This window comes from Achromobacter sp. 1L-A-4-B-C2 (assembly GCF_057291955.1).
Window position 1 is genome coordinate 601,659 of sequence record NZ_JBXAWP010000006.1, and the last position, 18,679, is coordinate 620,337.

General features: G+C 65.7%; 19 protein-coding genes. 9 read left to right on the forward strand and 10 right to left on the reverse strand.

The window, feature by feature from the left end:
- Nucleotides 1-5 precede the first annotated feature (5 nt).
- The 5 genes from galU to glf form a co-directional block, all read right to left on the reverse strand.
- The gene (gene galU, locus AC0Z35_RS27845; protein ID WP_485133066.1) at nucleotides 6-842 is read right to left on the reverse strand and encodes a UTP--glucose-1-phosphate uridylyltransferase GalU; all 837 of its coding nucleotides are present in this window, start codon (nucleotides 840-842) and stop codon (nucleotides 6-8) included.
- Between the two features lie 94 nt (nucleotides 843-936).
- Nucleotides 937-1,827, reverse strand: a complete 891-nt coding sequence (locus tag AC0Z35_RS27850) for a manganese catalase family protein (RefSeq protein WP_104144158.1) — start codon at nucleotides 1,825-1,827, stop codon at nucleotides 937-939.
- 74 nt (nucleotides 1,828-1,901) lie between these two features.
- On the reverse strand, nucleotides 1,902-3,737 hold the full coding sequence (locus tag AC0Z35_RS27855; protein ID WP_485133065.1) for an ABC transporter ATP-binding protein: 1,836 nt from the start codon (nucleotides 3,735-3,737) through the stop codon (nucleotides 1,902-1,904).
- Between the two features lie 3 nt (nucleotides 3,738-3,740).
- Nucleotides 3,741-4,886: a beta-glucosidase gene (locus AC0Z35_RS27860; RefSeq protein WP_485133064.1), complete on the reverse strand. Its 1,146-nt coding sequence runs from the start codon at nucleotides 4,884-4,886 to the stop codon at nucleotides 3,741-3,743.
- Between the two features lie 13 nt (nucleotides 4,887-4,899).
- On the reverse strand, nucleotides 4,900-7,278 hold the full coding sequence (gene glf, locus AC0Z35_RS27865) for a UDP-galactopyranose mutase (protein WP_485133063.1): 2,379 nt from the start codon (nucleotides 7,276-7,278) through the stop codon (nucleotides 4,900-4,902).
- Nucleotides 7,279-7,507: 229 nt separating this feature from the next.
- On the opposite strand from glf, the gene AC0Z35_RS27870 reads away from it, so the two are divergent.
- The 4 genes from AC0Z35_RS27870 to AC0Z35_RS27885 all read left to right on the forward strand — a co-directional run bounded on the left by AC0Z35_RS27870 (nucleotide 7,508) and on the right by AC0Z35_RS27885 (nucleotide 9,556).
- On the forward strand, nucleotides 7,508-7,774 hold the full coding sequence (locus AC0Z35_RS27870; RefSeq protein ID WP_485133062.1) for a hypothetical protein: 267 nt from the start codon (nucleotides 7,508-7,510) through the stop codon (nucleotides 7,772-7,774).
- Nucleotides 7,764-8,231, forward strand: a complete 468-nt coding sequence (locus AC0Z35_RS27875; RefSeq protein ID WP_485133061.1) for a hypothetical protein — start codon at nucleotides 7,764-7,766, stop codon at nucleotides 8,229-8,231. Before AC0Z35_RS27870 ends, AC0Z35_RS27875 begins: the two co-directional genes overlap by 11 nt.
- Complete coding sequence (locus AC0Z35_RS27880) at nucleotides 8,228-9,052, forward strand: DUF2243 domain-containing protein (RefSeq protein ID WP_485133060.1); 825 nt, start codon at nucleotides 8,228-8,230, stop codon at nucleotides 9,050-9,052. The genes AC0Z35_RS27875 and AC0Z35_RS27880 overlap by 4 nt, the downstream gene beginning before the upstream one ends.
- Nucleotides 9,053-9,337: 285 nt before the next feature.
- The gene (locus tag AC0Z35_RS27885; protein ID WP_046807128.1) at nucleotides 9,338-9,556 is read left to right on the forward strand and encodes a hypothetical protein; all 219 of its coding nucleotides are present in this window, start codon (nucleotides 9,338-9,340) and stop codon (nucleotides 9,554-9,556) included.
- Nucleotides 9,557-9,594: 38 nt separating this feature from the next.
- Here the strand turns inward: AC0Z35_RS27885 and AC0Z35_RS27890 are convergent, their stop codons facing one another.
- The 4 genes from AC0Z35_RS27890 to AC0Z35_RS27905 form a co-directional block, all read right to left on the reverse strand.
- Entirely contained in the window at nucleotides 9,595-9,927 is a 333-nt protein-coding gene (locus tag AC0Z35_RS27890; RefSeq protein ID WP_046807127.1) for a four-helix bundle copper-binding protein, read from the reverse strand.
- An 81-nt stretch (nucleotides 9,928-10,008) separates the two neighbouring features.
- Nucleotides 10,009-11,016 carry a chemotaxis protein CheB gene (locus AC0Z35_RS27895; RefSeq protein WP_485133059.1) on the reverse strand — a complete coding sequence of 336 codons (1,008 nt, stop codon included), beginning with the start codon at nucleotides 11,014-11,016 and terminating at the stop codon, nucleotides 10,009-10,011.
- 38 nt (nucleotides 11,017-11,054) lie between these two features.
- Nucleotides 11,055-11,441, reverse strand: a complete 387-nt coding sequence (locus AC0Z35_RS27900) for a hypothetical protein (protein ID WP_146073912.1) — start codon at nucleotides 11,439-11,441, stop codon at nucleotides 11,055-11,057.
- A 13-nt stretch (nucleotides 11,442-11,454) separates the two neighbouring features.
- Nucleotides 11,455-11,634: a hypothetical protein gene (locus tag AC0Z35_RS27905; protein WP_104144168.1), complete on the reverse strand. Its 180-nt coding sequence runs from the start codon at nucleotides 11,632-11,634 to the stop codon at nucleotides 11,455-11,457.
- Between the two features lie 199 nt (nucleotides 11,635-11,833).
- On the opposite strand from AC0Z35_RS27905, the gene AC0Z35_RS27910 reads away from it, so the two are divergent.
- From AC0Z35_RS27910 to AC0Z35_RS27920, 3 genes are all read left to right on the forward strand, one after another.
- A complete protein-coding gene (locus AC0Z35_RS27910) occupies nucleotides 11,834-14,968 on the forward strand; it encodes a CheR family methyltransferase (RefSeq protein ID WP_319304779.1) in 3,135 nt (1,044 codons plus the stop codon).
- Nucleotides 14,969-14,978: 10 nt separating this feature from the next.
- Nucleotides 14,979-15,356, forward strand: coding sequence for a response regulator (locus tag AC0Z35_RS27915; protein WP_046807122.1), 378 nt, complete (start codon nucleotides 14,979-14,981; stop codon nucleotides 15,354-15,356).
- 66 nt (nucleotides 15,357-15,422) lie between these two features.
- Entirely contained in the window at nucleotides 15,423-16,622 is a 1,200-nt protein-coding gene (locus AC0Z35_RS27920; RefSeq protein ID WP_485133058.1) for a mechanosensitive ion channel family protein, read from the forward strand.
- Nucleotides 16,623-16,691: 69 nt separating this feature from the next.
- Here the strand turns inward: AC0Z35_RS27920 and AC0Z35_RS27925 are convergent, their stop codons facing one another.
- Nucleotides 16,692-16,946: a hypothetical protein gene (locus AC0Z35_RS27925; RefSeq protein ID WP_046807121.1), complete on the reverse strand. Its 255-nt coding sequence runs from the start codon at nucleotides 16,944-16,946 to the stop codon at nucleotides 16,692-16,694.
- Nucleotides 16,947-17,124: 178 nt separating this feature from the next.
- On the opposite strand from AC0Z35_RS27925, the gene AC0Z35_RS27930 reads away from it, so the two are divergent.
- Together AC0Z35_RS27930 and AC0Z35_RS27935 are read left to right on the forward strand one after the other, a co-directional pair.
- A complete protein-coding gene (locus tag AC0Z35_RS27930; RefSeq protein ID WP_104144171.1) occupies nucleotides 17,125-17,655 on the forward strand; it encodes a CinA family protein in 531 nt (176 codons plus the stop codon).
- Nucleotides 17,656-17,826: 171 nt separating this feature from the next.
- Entirely contained in the window at nucleotides 17,827-18,663 is an 837-nt protein-coding gene (locus AC0Z35_RS27935) for an alpha/beta fold hydrolase (RefSeq protein ID WP_104144172.1), read from the forward strand.
- Nucleotides 18,664-18,679: the final 16 nt, after the last annotated feature.

The window sequence follows — 18,679 nt, forward strand, 5'->3', positions numbered from 1 at the left end:
GCCCATCACCCCACCATGCCGTGGTACTTGCGCCCGATTTCCATCGTGGCGCGGTAGAACCCTTCCTTGCTGCCGCAGTCGTAGCGCACGCCGTCGTACTCGTAGCCGTACACCTTGCGATCCTGCAACAGCGACGCGATGGCGTCGGTCAATTGAATTTCGCCGCCCACGCCCGGTTGCGTGGCCTTGAGCGCGTCAAAGATCTGGGGCTCAAGAATGTAGCGGCCCACCACCGCGAGCTCGCTGAGCGCGTCCTCGGGCTTGGGCTTTTCCACGATGCCGGACACCTGCACGACGCTTTGCGAGGCCGGCTTGCCGGACACGATGCCGTACTGATTGGTCTGGCTGCGCGGCACGTGTTGCACCGCCAGCACGCTGCCTTCGAACTCGCGCGCCACTTTCATCATCTCGCCGATCACCGGCGTGTCGGCGTCGATCATGTCGTCGGCCAGCAGCACCGCGAACGGCTCGTCGCCCACGATGGCCGCCGCGCACATCACGGCGTGGCCCAGCCCCAGCGCGGCGGGCTGACGCGTGTAGACGCATTTGACGGAATCGGGAATCACGTTGCGCACGCTGTCCAGCAACGCCACCTTGTTTTTCAACTCCAGGTCGCGTTCCAATTCGGGCATGCGGTCAAAGTGGTCCTCAATGGCGCGCTTGTTGCGGCCGGTGACGAAGATCAATTCGGTAATGCCCGCCGCCACGGCCTCCTCGACGGCATATTGGATCAGGGGCCGGTCAACGATGGGGAGCATTTCCTTGGGCATGGCCTTGGTGGCCGGAAGGAAACGCGTGCCCAGGCCGGCAACGGGAAATACCGCTTTTCGAATGGGAAGCATGGCTTGGCTCTCACTGTGATGACAACCCGGAACGGGGTGCCGGAATTGAGCAAAAATCGTGCCCGCGATCCGGGTTGCCAGAGCGCCCGTGGCATCAGGTCAATTTGTCGCTGGCGCCCGGCCCCTGACCCAGCTCCGCGCCCGTCTCCGGGTCCGCCGAGGGGTCCGACGCGGTGCGCGCCACCATGGCTTGCAGCGCCAGCGTTTCTTCTTCCGTCAGCCCGACGCTGGCCATGCCGTCGCCATCGATGGCGCGCTGCTCTTCGCGGGCCGTCACGTAGGTAAAGTTTTCGTCGCTGTTCCACGAGCCGCGCATATCGCCTTCGCCCTGCGACATGTTGAAGTACACGTTGGCAAAGCGCGGATCGCCCGGCAGCTTTCCGGGCGGGAAATTGGGCTCCATGGAATACAGCGCCTTTTCAAAGGACCGCTGGTGCGCGACTTCGCGCGTCATCAAAAAGCCCAGGGCTTCCTTGACGCCGGGGTCGTCCGTGGCGTTGATCAAGCGTTCGTAGATGATCTTGGCGCGGGCTTCGGCGGCGATGTTCGAGCGCAGGTCGGCGGACGGATCGCCGATGGTGTCGATATAGCCCGCATTCCACAGCTGGCCGCCCGAGTTGGTCAGCGCCGGCCCGCCGCCGTACAGCACTTGCGTCACGTGCGAATCGTTGCCCGGCCCGTTCAAGCGCCGGTAGATCTCGGCCTCGGATTCCGTGGCTTCGGCCAGCGCGCCCTTGGCGCCCTTGTTCAGCATGGCCACCATGGTCCCGATCACTTCCAGATGGCTCAGTTCTTCGGTGGCGATGTCCAGCAGCATGTCTTTGCGGCCAGGATCGTCTTCGGCGATGGCCTGAGTGAAATATCTACACGCCGCCGCCAGTTCTCCTTGCGGCCCGCCAAATTGTTCCAGCAGCAGGTTCGCCAGACCGGGATTGGTCTGCGAGACGCGGACGGTGTACTGCAATCGTTTGTTGTGAGCAAACATGGTTTATCTCCTTTGACGCCGTTCCCCTAATGGCCCGGCTGCCGCGACCCTCGCAACCGCCATGCCGAAACCGCCTACGCCTGCTTGAGCTGGCCTTCGCGCGCGGCGCGCGCATCGTCCAGCGATTCCACCGCCCCGTCATCATGCGGCATCGCGCCCTTGCGGCTGGCTTGCAGGTCCCACAGCGCGCGGAACGGCCCACGCGCGCGCAGCAGTTCATCCAGCGTGCCGTCTTCAACGACCGCGCCGTTTTCCAGCACCACGATGCGGTCGTAGCGCGCCAACGAAGACAGGCGGTGCGCGGCGGCCACCACCGTGCGGCTGCGCATCAGTTCCGCCAGCGCGCGCTGGATCAGCATTTCGGAATGGCTGTCCAGCGCCGAGGTGGCTTCGTCGAGCAAGAGAATGGGTGCGTTTTTCAAAAATGCGCGCGCAATACCGATGCGCTGGCGTTCGCCGCCGGACAACATCGCGCCGCGTTCGCCCACCACGGTGTCATAGCCCTGCGGCATCTTGCTGATGAATTCGGCGCAATGCGCCTGCGCGGCCGCTTGCAGCACCTCTTCCTCGGACGCATCCGGACGGCCATAGCGGATGTTCTCCATCACGCTGCGGCGGAACAGGCTGATGTCTTGCGGCACCACCGAGATCGCGTCCTTCAGGCTTTCCAGCGTGGCGTGGCGGATGGGTTGCCCGCCGATCAAGATGCTGCCGTCGTCCGGTTCGTCGGCCCGTTGCAGCAAGGACAGCAGCGTGGACTTGCCCGCGCCGGAGGCGCCCACCAAGCCGACCTTCTGCCCTGCCGGTATCGTCAAGGACACGCCCCGCACCGCGCGATTGCCGCCTGGGTAGGTGTAGTGCACGTTGTCGAACACGATGGATGCGGATTCCGGGCGCAGCGGTCGCGCCCCGGGCAGGTCGGGCACGGCGGGCGGACGCGCCACCACGCGCAGCATTTCGCCGATGACGCCAAACTGCTGCGCGGTGCCGACCAACGCCAGCGCCAGGTCGCGCGACCCATGCAGGATGCGAAAGGTCAGCGCGCTGACCACCACCACATCGCCCGGCGTGGCGTTGCCGCGTTGCCAGGAATGCAGCACCCAGAACAGCATGGCGCTGGCCGCCAGCCACAGGCAGGCATCATGGATCACGCGGGCCTTTTCCACGTACATCCAGCTGCGGCGTTGCGCGCGGGCTTCTTCGCCCAGCGCCCGCTCCAGCCGCGCGCGCTCACGCGCCTGGGCCGAAAACGCCTGCACCGCCCAGATGTTCGAAATGGCGTCGACGATTTCGCCGCCGACGTGGGCCGCCTGTTCGCCATAGTGCTGGTGCAGGCCGCGCCCCCGGGCGCCAAAGGCGATGATGACCGCGCCCAACACGATCACGAAGCACAGCAAGGCGGTAGCCATGCGCCAGTCCACCGTCGACAACACCACAATGGCGCCGATGAAGTCCACGCAGGGCGGAATGATGCTCCACACCGCCGCGCCATAGATCGCGCCCGCCGCCGTGGCGGTGGCGGTGATGCGGTTGGCCAGCGCGCCGGAATGGTGCTGGCGGAAGTAGCGCGTGGAGTGGTGGCTCAGGTGTTCGAACAGTTCCACCCGCAAGGCCGCGCAGGCCGCCACGATGTTGCGGCAGCCCAGCCAGCCGCCACTGCGCCACAACGCCGCTTCGACGGCGATCAGCGCCAGGAACACGCCCAGCGGCCACCACACATCACCGGCCGACGCCTGCCCGCCGGCCATGGCGTCCACGATCAGCTTCATGGCGTACTGCACGGCGACCGAGCACGTGCCGGCCAACACCACCACGAAGGCCAGCAACCCGAACGCCAGCCGCCGCTGGGCAACGTAGCGCCAGATAAACGCCAACGGTCGGGTGGGCAATGCTTGTTGATCCGACGACATGGTTCAACCCCCTAGTGCAACGGCGCGCGGCGCGTCCAGCAAGCCGGCCGGGCCATCACCAAAGCGCGCTGCCTGTTTACGCAGCTCGACTTCCAACGGCGCGTACACCGCGCGTTGGCCTGTGTCCGACGGCGCGCTGAGCAAGCCGGTCGAACAGTAGCGGTTGTCTTCCCACCCGGGGTAGTCCGTGACCGGGTACAGGCAGATGCCCGCCACATCCACTCCCGCGCCGCGCGCGAGCAGCGCCTGGTCCGCCACGTAGCGCAGCCACGGCGCGCGCGCCGCGCCTTCCGCGCCCGTCTCTGCGATCAGGATCGGACGGCCATGGCGCTGCGCCTGCTCTGCCAGCAACTCCCCCAGCGCCCGGTAGCGCGGGTCGTCATGGCGCAACTGCGGGCCGCAATGCAGCCACTGGTTGTGCGGGTAGTAATTGACGCCCACGATATCCAGGTAGCGCTCGTCACCGCCCAATTCCGGCTTGGCGCGGCCGGTGATCATGTCCACCGCTTCGAACTGCGAGGCGTTGGCGGCGGCGGCCGGGCCGTCGTCACCCGGTTGCCACGGATGCACCGCAATCATCGGCTCGGCGGCCAAAAAACGCGCGCCGGGATCGACCTCGCGAATGGCGTCGGCCGCCTGCACAAAGGCCCGCACCAGCTGCCGCTTAAGCTCGCCTCCCCGCCCGGTGCCGCATGGGCTGAAGTGCGCCATGTCGCCGCCTGCCCAGCTCCAGTACGAAATCTCGTTGATCGGGCAAAACCAGGTCGGCAGCTCCGACTCTTGTGCGATCAGGCGCGCGACGGCGGCGGCATAGCGCGCAAACGCCTCGGGAAAGCGGCTGGACCAGATGTCGATCCACTGGGGCCAGCCAAAGTGGCATAAATCCCAGATGACCTGCATGCCGGTCGCGCGCGCCGCCCGCAACATGGGCAGCACGCTGGACCAGTCGTAGGCATAGGGCGCCGGGTTGACCAGGTGCCAGCGCACGCCGTCGCGCGCGGTGCGCAGCCCCAGCGACACGGCGTGGGCATAGTCCGACTCGGCCCATTGGGCGTGGCCGGTGGAGGCCAGCAGATCCAGCTGGCGTCCGTCGGGAAAGCGGTGGCATGAACATTCGAAACCCGCCAGGAAAGCACTTTGAAAATGCATCGGGCGCCCCCGCTCAGGCGACAAGCGCGGTGTGCACCTCGGCGTTCTTCGCGGCGATGGCCTCGTACGTGGCCAAGGCCTGCGCGACCACCTGGTCCATGTTGTAGTAGCGATACGTGGCCAAGCGCCCCACGAAATGCACACCGGGGGTGGCATCCGCAAGCGCCTGGTAACGCTGGAACAGCGCGGCGTTTTCGGGTCGCGGGATCGGGTAGTAAGGGTCCCCCTGCGCCGACGGATATTCGTAAGTGATGGCCGTGCGCGCATGCTGTTGGCCGGTCAGGTGCTTGTATTCCGTGACGCGGGTGTACGGCACATCTTCGGATGGGTAATTCACCACGCCCACCGGTTGATGCCATTCTTCGTCCAGCGTTTCGTGGCGGAACTTCAAGGATCGATACGGTAGCGCACCGAAGCGGTAGCCGAAGTATTCATCGATGGGGCCGGTGTAGATCAGGCCATCGAAGGTGAACGCGGCGCGGGCTTCTTGATAATCCAGCCCCAGGGCCAGCGATATGTTCGGATGGTCCAGCATGCGTTCGAACATGCGCGTGTAGCCGTGCAGCGGCATGCATTGGTGGCGGTCGGTGAAGTAGCGGTCGTCGGTGGACAGGCGCGTGGGTACGCGGGCGGCCACGGAACGGTCCAGCTGTGACGGGTCCAGCCCCCACTGCTTGCGCGTGTAGCCGCGAAAGAAGGTCTCGTACAGTTCCCGGCCAACTTGCGACACCACGAAATCTTCCGACGTGGCCACGTTGGCGATGGGTTCGGCCACCGACTTCAGAAAGCGCTCGGCCTCTTCGGCCGAAAAGCGCTTGCCGTACAGCTTTTCCAAGGTGGTCAGGTTGATCGGCATGGGGACCAGCCCCTTGGGCGTTTCCGCCAGCACGCGGTGTTCATAGCTGCGCCACGCCGTGAAGCGCGACAGGTATTCCAGCACCTTGGCGGAATTGGTGTGGAAGATGTGCGGGCCATAGCGGTGCAGCAGCAGGCCGGCATCGTTGAAGTAGTCATACGCGTTGCCGCCCACGTGCGGGCGCTTGTCCACCACCATCACGCGCTTGCCGCTGCCGCGCGCCAGCCGTTCGGCAAGCACGCTGCCGGCAAAGCCCGCGCCCACGATCATGTAGTCGTAGTGCCGCACGGTGCCGGCCGACTTGACGGCGCGCGCGGGCTCGTGCGCCGCCGCGCGACGCGTTGCGCTGCTAGTGTAGGCGCGGTTCATCACGCGGCACATGCCGTCCCAGCTGGCGTCCCACGACATCCCGCGCAGCGCATGGTCAGCCTTGGCAAGCAGGAGCTCGGGGGTCTTGGTGGCCTGCAACGCGGCCGCGGCGGCGTTAACGAAGGCGGGCGCGTCCCGCGCGATGAACACCACGTCGGAACCGCCATAAGTGCGCACCACGTCGTTGATGGGCGTGGACACCACGGGCCGCCCCGCCGCCAGATATTCAGGCGTCTTGGTCGGGCTGATGAAGCGCGTGGATTCGTTCAGCGCGAACGGCATCAACGCAACGTCCCAGCCCGCCAGATAAGCAGGCAACTGGTCATACGAACGCGGTCCCAGGTAATGGATGTTGGCGGCCTGCGGCAATTCAGCGGGGTCTATCTTGACCACCGGGCCAATGAACACAAAATGCCAGTCTGGCGCCAAGGCCGCCACCTCGGCGACCAGACGCGTGTCGAAGCGTTCGTCCAGCACACCGTAGAAGCCCAGGCGCGGACCGGGTATTTCTTGCAAGTCGGCCGGAATTTGCGTGACGGCGCGCGCCTGCCCAAAGTGCGCGCAGTCCACGCTGCTGGGAAACGCGTGCACATTGGGATGCAGGCGGCTCTTGGATTCATACAGGCTGTGGCCGCCGCAAAACACCACGTCGGCGCGCGCCAGCAGGCGCTTTTCCATGTCGACCAATTCCGGCGGCGCGCCACGAAATGCGGACAGCTCGTCCATGCAGTCGTACACGACGAGGCTGGCTTCGACCTGATCCGAGAACGGCAGGCTCATGGGCGTGTAGTACCAGAGCACCGGCCGCGTCACGCCGTCGGCCCAGAGCTTTTCCTGCAACAGTCGGCGGTGGCTTTCCACCCAGTTATCGCGCGCCAGGTGCGGGGTCAGCACGGTGACGCCGTCGCACTGATTTTCCTCCAGCCAGCCATGCCGCGCGCTGTCCACCCAAACTGGCTCTTCAACGTAATAGACGGTGTGCGAGCGCGCAAACCGGGTCATCAGATGTTGGGGGCGCTGGAACACGAAGTTCCAACGCAAGTGCGAAAAGCAAACGATGGCGGGAGTATCGCGTGCCAGCCATGAGCTGCCCGACAAGGCATCTTCAAGGTAGGTGCGTTCGGCTGCCGGCTGGTGGCCGGATCGAGAGTCGACAGTGCTGCTCATGGGGATACTCCAAAGGAGAAATAAGGGGCAAGGGAAGGGCGCGACGGATGCCGCAATTGGCGTGCCGAAAACTTGCCGATTGCGGGGCCGGATCACGCGGTCTTGCGCAGGCGGGCCGGCTGTCTTGCCGCCTGTTCGCCGTCAGGCTTTTGAAGGGCCTTGCGGCGGCGTCGCGGGCACGCCAATTGCTCGCCTGCCGGACTCGTTGAACCCCGCCAGGAGAGCTCCCATGCCCCAACCCCCATCAGACGGTTCCCGCAACACCATCCCCGGCCAGCCCGACGTCAACGCTGGCGCGTTGCGGCCGTCGTCCAAACCTCAGGCATCGCGTGACATTCCGGACATTGACCATCCGCCCGCCGCGCGCAGCCACGAGGGCACGGGCTTTGACCGCGCCGAGGCCCAGGAAGAAACCGAGGCGCGCACCGGCACCTTGCCCGGCTCGAACGACACGCGCCCCGCGCCACCGCGCGAGGAGTCGGAAGATGATCGTTGAAGCCTTTCAGCGCCCGGACGGCAAATGGAGCTTTCGCGGCATAGCCATGCTGGGCGTGCAGCAGGACGCCCGCGCCTATCCCACCTGCGAAGCCGCCGTAGAAGCCGCCCGCACCGAATATCCGGACTACGCGGTGTCCATTGTTGAACCTGAATTCCAGGAGCCCCCCATGAAGCCCACGCAAGCAGTGAAAGCCACCAACCCGCCCACCGCTGGCAGCGGCGCGGTGGAGCCGTCCACCGAGGACCAGGTGGATATCGCCAACCGTGTTCAGGACGGCATCAAGCACGCCGATGACCATAGCGAGAAAGGCCGGCAGCCGGCCACCCGCGCGGGCGGCGTCAAACCCATGGATGGCAACCCCAACCCCGAGCGCGACACCGAAGGCGATACCTTCAAGCCGGCGGACGACACACCGGCGGTGTTGCCCAAACGTTCTGGCCCGGTCTCGCAATGAACGCGCCGCTGCGGGCCGGCCCGGCCGCCACCCTGCCCCGCCGCCATCCGTGGGCGGGTTTTTTATTGGGCTTCGGCATGGGGGGCTTTTTTGACGGCATCCTGCTGCATCAGATATTGCAATGGCACCACCTTCTTTCCGGTCTGAACGCGGCATCCCTGGCTGATTTGCGCGTGCAAGTCGTGGCCGATGGCGTTTTCCACGCGCTGATGTATGTGGTGGCCGGGGCAGGCTTGTGGAGTCTGTACCGCTCGCGCGGTGCCGGCATGCCGCCGCGCAAGCGTCTGCTGGCCGAATTCCTGATCGGCTTTGGGGCATGGCATGTGATCGATGCCGTGTTGTCGCATTGGGTGGTGGGCCTGCATCGGCTACGCATGGATGTGGCCGAGCCCTTGCCCTGGGAGCTGGCGTGGCTGGTCCTGTTTGGGATCGTGCCGCTTCTGGCGGGGTGGGTGCTGCGGCGGCAAGGACCAGGCGCGGCGGGCGCGGGGGGCGCGGGCGGCGCCGCCGTGTCCGCGTTGCTGGCCGTGGTCATTACCACGGCGGCGGCCCTGAACCTGTATCCGGTGTCGGCGCCGGCCCAGGACACGTCGGTGGTGGTGTTGCGGCCGGGCGCCAGCGCGGCGGGTCTGCTGGCCGCGCTGGACGGCACGGACGCCCGCGTGGTGTGGGCGGACGCGTCGGGCGGCGTGTGGGTATTGGCGGATGCGCCCAGCGCGACGTTGTTTTCCCTGTTTGGCGCGGGCGCGCTTTACGTCAGCGGCGCCAGCGCACCGGGCGGCTGCTCGGCGTGGATTGCGCCGCGCGACGGGCGGGCCTGATAGGCGCTACCCGTGACGGTGCTGCCGGGACGGCGCTGCCCCGACGGGCGCTGCCCGGGGCGGGCTCCTGGGGAAGCCGCTCCTGGAGAAGGTGCTCCCGGCGAAGGTGCTCCCGGGAAGGTGCTCCCGGGAAGGTGCTCCCGGGGAAGGCGCTCCCGGGGAAGGCGCTCTTCTTTGGGCACGGCACTTGCTGTATAGGACCGCGGCCTGCGCCGCAACCCTTTGCAGACCCGCACGGCGTGGGCGGGACCCTTCCACACACGTCCTTGGATTACAGGATCGACCATGGCCTCCCCCACCTTGCCCTCCGTGCCGCAAGCCGCCCCGCTGCCGCTGGCCGGCGCCGCGACCTCGCTTCCGATCACGCCCGCGACTCGTTTGCCGCTTGCCGGTCCCGCAACCGGCTTCCGGCTGTCGCTAGGTATTTTGTTGGCCATCGTGTTCTGGATGGTGGCCGGCTCGCTCCTGGTGACGCTTTGGCTGGCGTCGCAGCGGCTGGCGTAGCCGGCCGGCCGCGCCCGCGCGTGCAGGCCGCCATCCGTTCAGGCCGCCATCTTTTTGCAGCTGTCGGCGCAGCGCCGGCAGGCTGCAACGCAGTCGTCCATGCCACCGACGCCTTCGCAGCTGTCCGCGCACGCGGCGCATATTTCGGCGCACGCGCCGCAAACGCGATCGTGTTGTTCGATGCCAATCAGCATCGTGTGCGCGGCCGTACGGCAGATTTCTGCGCAGGCCATCATCAGGCGGAAGTGTTCGGGTTCGACATGTTCGCCGCCCGCCTCCAGGCAGTGGTTGGACGCGGTTTGCAGGCAGTGCCGATAGCAGGCCAGGCAGTTGTCGATGCAGGCTTCCATTTCTTTGTTCACGGCGGTCATCGCTGATCTCCTTGCATAGTTATCCCCGGGGTGGGACTGCAAGGGCCGCAAATCGCATTCCTGCCGCGCTCGGCGCGCCGGTCAAGCGATGTCGGTCTTCGCCAAGGGGCCGTCGGTGGTCGCGGCCAGGCTGCGTAGTTGCTGGTAGGCCGCTTCCCATTGCGCCACCGACGCCCGCAACCGGCCCGTGGCGTCGGCCGTTGCCCCGCCCGTAGCGATTTCTTCACTGGCCAGCAAAATACGCTCGCGCAGCAGGCGGGCGGCGGACCAGATGGCATCGTCAACCTGCTCGGCCTGCGCGGCGTTCAGCGAGGCGGACGAGAATGCGTGGCCGGTGTGGCACCGATATCGGACCGGCACGCCCGTGTCCACGCGCCAGATTGCGCCGCCACATTCCGGGCAGGTCAGGCCTGCCTGCCGCCCGATGCGTTCGAGCACGGCCGCCGAGGACTGGCCCGTTTCCGTCATGCGCGACTCGGTGCGCAGCGTTTCGGACGGCCCGCTGCCCGCTGCGCGAGACGCCACTGTTGTGTTGATCGCTTTAGCCATCGCATTTCCAATTTGTTGAAGCGGCAGCACCTGCGCCGTGGGCACGGCCGCGATCGCGTTGGCAGGCATATCCTGCGCCACGCTGTCCTGCGGGTCCTGCACGATGGCAAAACCGCCACACGCGTGCACCGATTTCAGCCCGGCCGAGCCATCGTCCAGGCGCCCGGTCAGGACGATGCCCACGACGCGCGGCCCGTAATGCACGGCGGCTGAACGAAACAACGGGTCCGCCGCCGGCCGCGTGAAGTTTTCCTTCGGGCCACGCGTCAATACTGTGGCGTCATGCTGCAAAATCATGTGCCGGTCGGGCGGCGCGATATAGACGACGCCGGGCGCGAAGGGCTGGCCATCCTCGGCATGTTGCACCTGCCAGCGCGTACGGTTTTGCAGCAGGCTGGGCAGGACGCTGCGGTGGCCGTCCACATGCATCGCCACGAACACCGATGCGCGCAGGCCTGGGTCCAGATCGCCCAACAAGACCTCCAGCGCGGCCAGGCCGCCCGTGGAGACCGCCACCACCACGATGTCTCGGTTTTGCATGATGCGCCGCCTTTGCTTTACATGGCGTCCGGCCTTTTTCAGCGGCCGAACATGTTGGTCTTGTGTCCGCCCGAGCCCGCCTTGCCGCCGGGAATCTGCCCGTCGGGCGCCGGGTTGGCCGATGAGCCCTTGACCGTGCCCTGCCCCTGCACCGGCTGCGACGGCGTGGTGCCCGGCGCGGCCTGCGGCACGGTGGGCGGCGGGCGCGACGGATCGCCTTTGGATGGTGCCGGTGCGCCGCTGTCCGGCGCGGGCCCCTGGGGCGCCGGCGTGCCGGCAGGCGGCGGGCCACCCTGCCCCGCCGGCCCCGCCGGGCCACCGGCCGATTGCGCGAAGGTCAACGGCGCCCAGGCCAGGCCCGCCGCCAAAGCGAGGGCAAGCGCTGAGCGGCGAGCGCCATGCAAACTATGCCCGGGATGTGTCATGGCGTGTTCTCCTTTAAGGCTTGCTACGCGAACCGGCGCCGCGATTGCGCTGGCTCTGCTGATCCTGGCCGGTGCCGATCTGCGTGACATGGCCTTCTTTCTTGCTGCGGTTCTGCGTGTCGCGGTGGCTGGCCTGCGCTTCCCGCGGGGTGTCGTCGGCGGTGGGGTTGGGCTTGTTGTCTTTGGATTTCATCGCGAATTCCTTTTGAAAAGTGGCGCTTGTCTTCCAGCAAGCTGCATTCCTGAAACCGCCGTCGCATAGCACCGTTACCGCACGGTTTTTTCAGGGTGCGTCCCGCATAGGTATGTAGATTTTTCCGACCGGGACACCCAGTGATTCCCCGTGCTAACGTCGTCGAATATCATCCTGCTTTTCCCATTTTTGGAACGACATGACCCTTTCCAGTGCCGCTTTTGTTGTGGGTATCGGTGCTTCCGCCGGCGGCGTGGAGGCCCTGGAAGGTTTCTTTGCGGGCATTCCCAAAGAGCCCGACATGTCGTTCATCGTGGTGACGCATCTGGGCCCGGGCCGCGAAAGCCATCTGCCGGAGGTCATCGGCCGCCACACGTCGTTGCCGGTCAACACCGCGGAAAACGACATGGCGATCGAGATGAACCAGGTCTATGTACTGGGGGCGGACGCCGACATCTCGATCAGCCAGGGCCGCATCAAGCTTGCCGCCACGTCCGGCCAGCGCGCCGGGCGGCGCCCCATCGATCAGTTCTTCATGTCGCTGGCACGCGATTATGGCCAGCGCGCGGTGGGCATTGTGCTGTCCGGCAGCGATTCCGACGGCACCCTGGGCTTGAAGACCATCAAGGAATATGGCGGCATCACCATGGCCCAGGCCCCGAATGGCAACGGGCCGGCCTATGCCGAAATGCCCGACAGCGCCATCGGCGCCGGCATCATCGACTTTGCGCTGCCCGCAGTCGAAATGGGCACGCGCCTGCACATGCTTGACGCCGCGCCGACCTCCCCGATCGGCCTGTTAAGCGCCGACGAAGACGAAGCCATGCTCCCCGAAATGGAAAGGATCAAGTCGGACATCTATGCGATTTTGCTGACCCGCACGGGCCATGATTTCAGCGGTTACAAAAGCAAGACCTTCATGCGTCGCGTGCATCGCCGCATGAAGGTGAACCAGTCGGACTCGCTGGAGGCCTACCTGGCGTACCTGCGGCAAACGCCCCAGGAAGCCGGCGCGCTGTTTCGTGACCTGTTGATCAGCGTGACCGACTTCTTCCGCGACCCCGAGGCGTTCGAGGCGCTGGCCAAGCTGGTGGTGCCGCAGCTGCTGGAAGGGCGCAGCGTTGGCGATACCGTCAGGGTGTGGGTGCCTGGCTGTGCCACCGGCGAAGAAGTCTATTCGCTTGCCATCCTGCTGCGCGAGCACATGGACAAGATGGATACGCCTCCGCGCGTGCAGCTGTTCGCCACCGACATCGACGAGCGGGCGCTGAATATTGCGCGCACGGCCCGCTATCCGGGCACGCTGCTGGACAGCGTCAGCCCGGAACGCCGCGAGCGGTTCTTCATTGCCGATGGCGAAAGTTATCTGGTCAGCAAGCAGATCCGCGAACTGTGCATTTTTTCGCCGCACAGCGTTTTGCGCGACCCGCCCTTTTCGCGCATCGACCTGGTGTCGTGCCGCAATCTGTTGATCTATTTCGGCGGCACCATTCAGAAGCAGGTGTTCCCGACGTTCCATTACGCGCTGCGCAGCGGCGGCTATCTGTTCCTGGGCATGTCGGAAAACACGACGCAGTTCTCCGATATGTTCGGCCCCGTGGACAAAAAGCATCGGATTTTCCAGCGGCGCAGCGACATCGCCGTACGCCCGCGACCGCATTTCAACCTGCCATCGGCGGGGATGCCGTCGTCGCAGGACCTTCTGCATCGGCGCCTGCCGGCCAGTGCCACGGGGCTGCGCCAATCCATCGATTCGCAGGTGCTGAACCAGCATGCGCCGCCCCACGTACTGGTCAACAAAGATGGCGACGTGGTGTATTACTCGGGCCGCACGGGCAAGTACCTGGAGGCGGCGGCGGGCGTGCCGACGCGCCAGATCCTGGCGCTGGCGCGCAAGGACCTGCGCCTGGACCTGCGCGCGCTGCTCAACGACGCCATGTCCACCGGCGTGACGGCCACGCGCCATAACGTGGCCATCGAAGGCGACGACGGCCGCGTGCAGCTGCTGCGCCTGACGGTGGACCCATTGCTGGAGAACCGCGAAGGCGAACCGCTGTACCTGGTGCTGTTCGCCGACGACGGCCCGCCCGTCAGCCGCGAAGAGGCCGACGCCTATCTGCACGCCGCGCACATCGGCGCGGCCGAACAGATTGAAAGCGAGCTGCGCGAAACGCGCGACCGCCTGCAATCGACCATCGAGGAATACGAAACCGCGCTGGAAGAATTGAAGTCATCCAACGAAGAGCTGGTCTCGGTCAACGAAGAGTTGCAATCGTCCAACGAAGAGCTGGAAGCGTCCAAGGAAGAACTGGTGTCGCTCAACGAAGAGCTGCACACCGTGAATGCCGAATTGCAAGGCAAGGTCGACGAGCTGGACCGCAGCAACAGCGACCTGCACAACCTGTTTGCCAGCACCGCGTTCGCCACGCTGTTCCTGGACGGCAACCTGGTGATCCGCAGCTTCACGCCGCCCGTGTCAGACGTGTTCCGCATTCTGCCCAGCGACCGGGGCCGGCCCATTACCGACCTGGCCAGCCGCGTCCCGTTGCCCTCGTTCGCGCAAGACATCCAGCAGGTGTTTCGAACCCAGGAAGTGATCGAGCGCCGCATTGAAGGCGATGGCGACGCCAAGCACTACCTGCTGCGACTGGCGCCTTACCGTGATGCCAACAACCGCGTGGACGGAGTGGTCGTCACCTTCATCGACATCACGCAGATCACGCAGGCCGAAAAGCGGCATCGCATCCTGATTGCCGAGCTGCAACACCGCACCCGCAACCTGCTGGCGCTGGTGCAGAGCATTGCGTATCGCACCCTGGGGCGTGGCGAGCCCTATGACCGGCTGGACAGCCGGCTGTCGGCGCTGAGCCGGGTGCAGGGCCTGCTAAGCGATGCGTCGCACGAGGCCGTGGATTTTGGCGAGATCGTGCGCCGCGAGCTGGACGCCGTGGGGCACGGGCAGCACGTGTCGGTGCAAGGCGAGCCCACGTTCGTCAGCGCGGAATGCAGCCAGTCACTGGCATTGGCGCTGCACGAACTGGGCACCAACGCGCTCAAGCATGGCGCCTTGAAATACGCCAGTGGGCAGTTGCAGGTGCAATGGCACACGCGGCCACAGGGCGACGGGCAGACGCTGGTTGTGGAATGGCACGAGTCCGGCCTGCCCACGCCACCTGATACGCGCCGCAAGGGCTATGGGCGCGAGCTTATCGAACAGGCACTGACGTTCACCCTGCAAGCGCGCACGTCGCTGGATTTCAGGGAAGATGGCCTGCGCTGCCGTATCGAAGTTCCATTACGACCGTCGACCCACTTTAAGATCGCGGCCAAGTAAAAGGATCACCATGACTGAAACTCTCCCACTGTCGGCTTGCAAGTTGCTGATCGTTGAAGACGAATACGTCATTGCGGAAACGCTGGCGGAAGCGCTGCGCGAAGTGGGCGCCGAGATCGTCGGCATGATTGGATGGCTGGACGAGGCGACGCGCTTTGCCGACACACACGCCGGGCAATTCAATTGCGCGGTGGTTGACATCAATTTGCACGGCACGCTGTCTTATCCGCTGATCGATGCGTTGACGGCGCAGGGCGTGCATGTGGTGCTGCTGACGGGGTTTGGTGTCGAGGCCCTTGAAGCGTGCTATCGCGAATTCCCCCGTTGCGAAAAGCCCTTCAACCAGGCCAGATTGATATCGATGCTGCTGTCCCGGTTCGGCCAGTAGCCTGACGCCGCCGCACGGCGGCACAACATTTGCTGCCCACCGCGAGTCCAACCTTGCGGAGGCGGTATGTTGAGTCAATGGATTTCTGGAACGCGCGCGCTCGCGGACCATCCCATCGCCCTGTGGCTGATCGCGGCGGCGGTCGCGGCCACCCTGTATTTGATATTGATCTTTGCGTTCCGCCTCGTGCGCACGCGGCTGGAGCGGCGCGCGGCGCAGCCCGGGCACGGCATGGCGGCGGGCGCGATCCGCGTCATGCAGCGCACCAGCTGGATCCTGCTGGCCATCTTCGCCTTGCTGATCGGCATCGACGTGGCGGGCGCGCCGTTCCCCTGGAGCGAAGGCGGTGCACAACATTTGTGGTTTGTGCTGATCGCGCTGCAACTGGCGCTATGGCTGGACCGCGCGGTGGACGTGGGCTTGAGCCACGCCCTGCACAACCGGGGCACCGTGACCGCAACCTTGCTGAGTTTTCTGCTGCGGGCGCTGGTGTGGGTGATCGCGCTGCTGGCCATGCTGGACAACCTGGGCGTGAACATCACCGCGCTGGTCGCCAGCCTGGGGATCGGTGGCGTGGCCGTGGCCTTGGCGGTGCAGACCATCTTGAGCGACCTGTTCGCGTCGATCTCCATCGGGTTGGACAAGCCCTTTGAAGCCGGCGACTTCATTGTGTTCGGGCAGGTGGCCGGCAGCATCGAGCACGTGGGGCTGAAAACCACGCGCATTCGCAGCCTGGGCGGCGAGCAGATCGTCTGCTCGAATACCGAGCTGCTCAAACAGACCATCCAAAACTACAAACGGATGCAACAACGGCGCATCGTGTTTTCAGTGCGCATTACGTACAAAACCGACGTGGAAAAAGTGGCCGCCGTGCCGGGCATTATTCGTTCGCAGATCGAGGGCCAGAGCGACACGCGCTTTGACCGCGCGCATCTGGCCCGATTTGGCGAGGGCGCGCTGGAGTTCGAGGCGGTCTATTACGTGCTGACGGCGGATTACAACCACTACATGGACATCCAGCAGGCGATCAACCTGGGGATCATGCGGCAGTTGCAGGCGGCGGGCATCGCGCTGGCGTTGCCGGAACAGATCTTGCATATGCAGCGGGATGCGGCGGATGCGGCGGCGGCGGCGGAAGACGCGGCAGGGAATACGGCCGGGAATGTGGCGGGAAATGCGGCGGGATCCTCGCCCGGCAAGGGCGGTGGGTCGGCGGGGGGACGCAACCCGGGTGGGAGTGCGCCGCCCGCGCCGCTACCGGCGTAGCGGCTTAGCGGCTTAGCGGCCTAGCGGCCTGGCGGCCGGGCCGGGCGGAAACGCCCGGCATCCCGGCCATTACAGGCCGCGCGTGCTGCGCAGCCATTGCTGGTCGGCGATATTGGCGTCACCCAAGCGGTCGATACCGGGGGTCTGCTGCGGGTCCAGGCCCGGCATCGGATTGGGCAGGGCATCGGGCGGCCAGCGCCCGTCCTTGTCCCGTTCCTGGCCCGGCGCGCGGCGGTCCGGATTCTCGGCCGGGGATTGGTCGGGCTGGCCCTGGTTGGGCTGCGGCGAGGTCGGCTTTTGCTGCAACGTCGACGGGATGTTCATGGCAGGCTCCTGGCGTTGGTGGGGCAACGGCCCCATTGATGGGATGACGGAATGTCGGGATAACGCCATGCCGGAGCAACTGCCATGCCCGCAAGGCTGTCGGGAACGCGGTTTGCTTGGGGGGCACTCGCCTGGGGCAATGGCCATGACAAGGCGGCCCCCTTACCGGAGCGCAACGATGAACGCTATCGAACGAGTCGCGACATTCATGCAGGAAAACGACCTGACGCTGGTGACCGCCGAGTCCTGCACGGCGGGGCTGATTGCGGCCACCCTGGCCGACATTCCCGGCGCCGGCCAATTGCTGGACTGTGCCTTCGTCGTGTATTCCGTTGAGGCCAAGCAGCGTTGCCTGGGGGTGCCGCAGGCCACGCTGCGCTCGCACAATCTGACCAGCGAAGCCGTCGCGCGCGACATGGCGCTGGGCGCGGCGCGCAAAAGCCCCGCGAACGTGGCGGTGTCCAATACCGGCGTCACCGACGCCACCGACGACGAAATTCCCAGCGGCACGCAGTGCTACGCCTGGGTCTTCAAGATGGGCAATGCCGACGCCCACCCCGTGGTGTTCACCGCCACCAAGCGTTTCTCGGGCGACCGCAACAGCATACGCAAGGCCAGCGCCGAATATGCCCTGCAAGGGGTGGTGGAACACTATCGGGCGCTGCAAGAAGGCGGGGGCCGGGCCGGGGGCGGGGGCCAGAATGCCTAGTACTGCCGCCCCCCCAGTGCAAGATGATTTCGTTCAAAGCCGGTTCATAATCTTCAAGCGCTGCAAGGTGGGCAGCGCTACGCTCAGGGTTTCGCGGCGCCGGGGCCGGCTTGTTCCCAAGCCTGCACCGCCGCCCGCCCTCCCCGTGGCACCTACCCGGAGTACAAGCCCATGAGCACCATCACCACCCCCGACGGCGTGCAGATTTTCTTCAAGGACTGGGGTCCCAAGACCGCCCAGCCCATCATGTTCCACCATGGCTGGCCCTTGTCCAGCGACGACTGGGACGCGCAGATGCTGTACTTCGTGAACAAGGGGTTTCGCGTCATTGCGCACGACCGCCGTGGCCACGGACGCTCAAGCCAGGTCAGCGACGGCCATGATATGGACCACTACGCCGCCGACGCGTCCGCCGTGGTCGAACACCTGGACCTGCGCAATACGGTGCACATTGGCCATTCGACGGGCGGTGGCGAAGTGGCGCGCTATGTCGCCAAATTCGGCCAGCCGCAAGGCCGCGTCGCCAAGGCCGTGCTGGTCAGCGCCGTGCCTCCGCTGATGCTCAAGACCGAATCCAACCCGGGCGGCCTGCCAATGGAAGTGTTCGACGGCTTCCGCGAAGCGCTTGCCGCCAACCGCGCCCAATTCTACGTAGACGTGGCCTCGGGCCCGTTCTACGGCTTTAACCGTTCGGGCGCCAAGGTGTCGCAGGGCGTCATCAACAACTGGTGGCGCCAAGGCATGATCGGCGGCGCGCGTGCCCATTACGAAGGCATCAAGGCGTTTTCCGAGACCGACCAGACCGAAGACCTGAAGGCCATCACCGTGCCCACGCTGGTCATGCACGGCGACGACGACCAGATCGTGCCCATCGACGACGCCTCGCGCCTGTCGGTCAAACTGCTGAAAAACGGCACGTTGAAGGTGTATCAAGGCTTGCCGCACGGCATGTTGACGACCCACGCCGACGTCATCAATCCGGACCTGCTGGCCTTTATCAAGGGCTGATTTACCGCGTGTACCC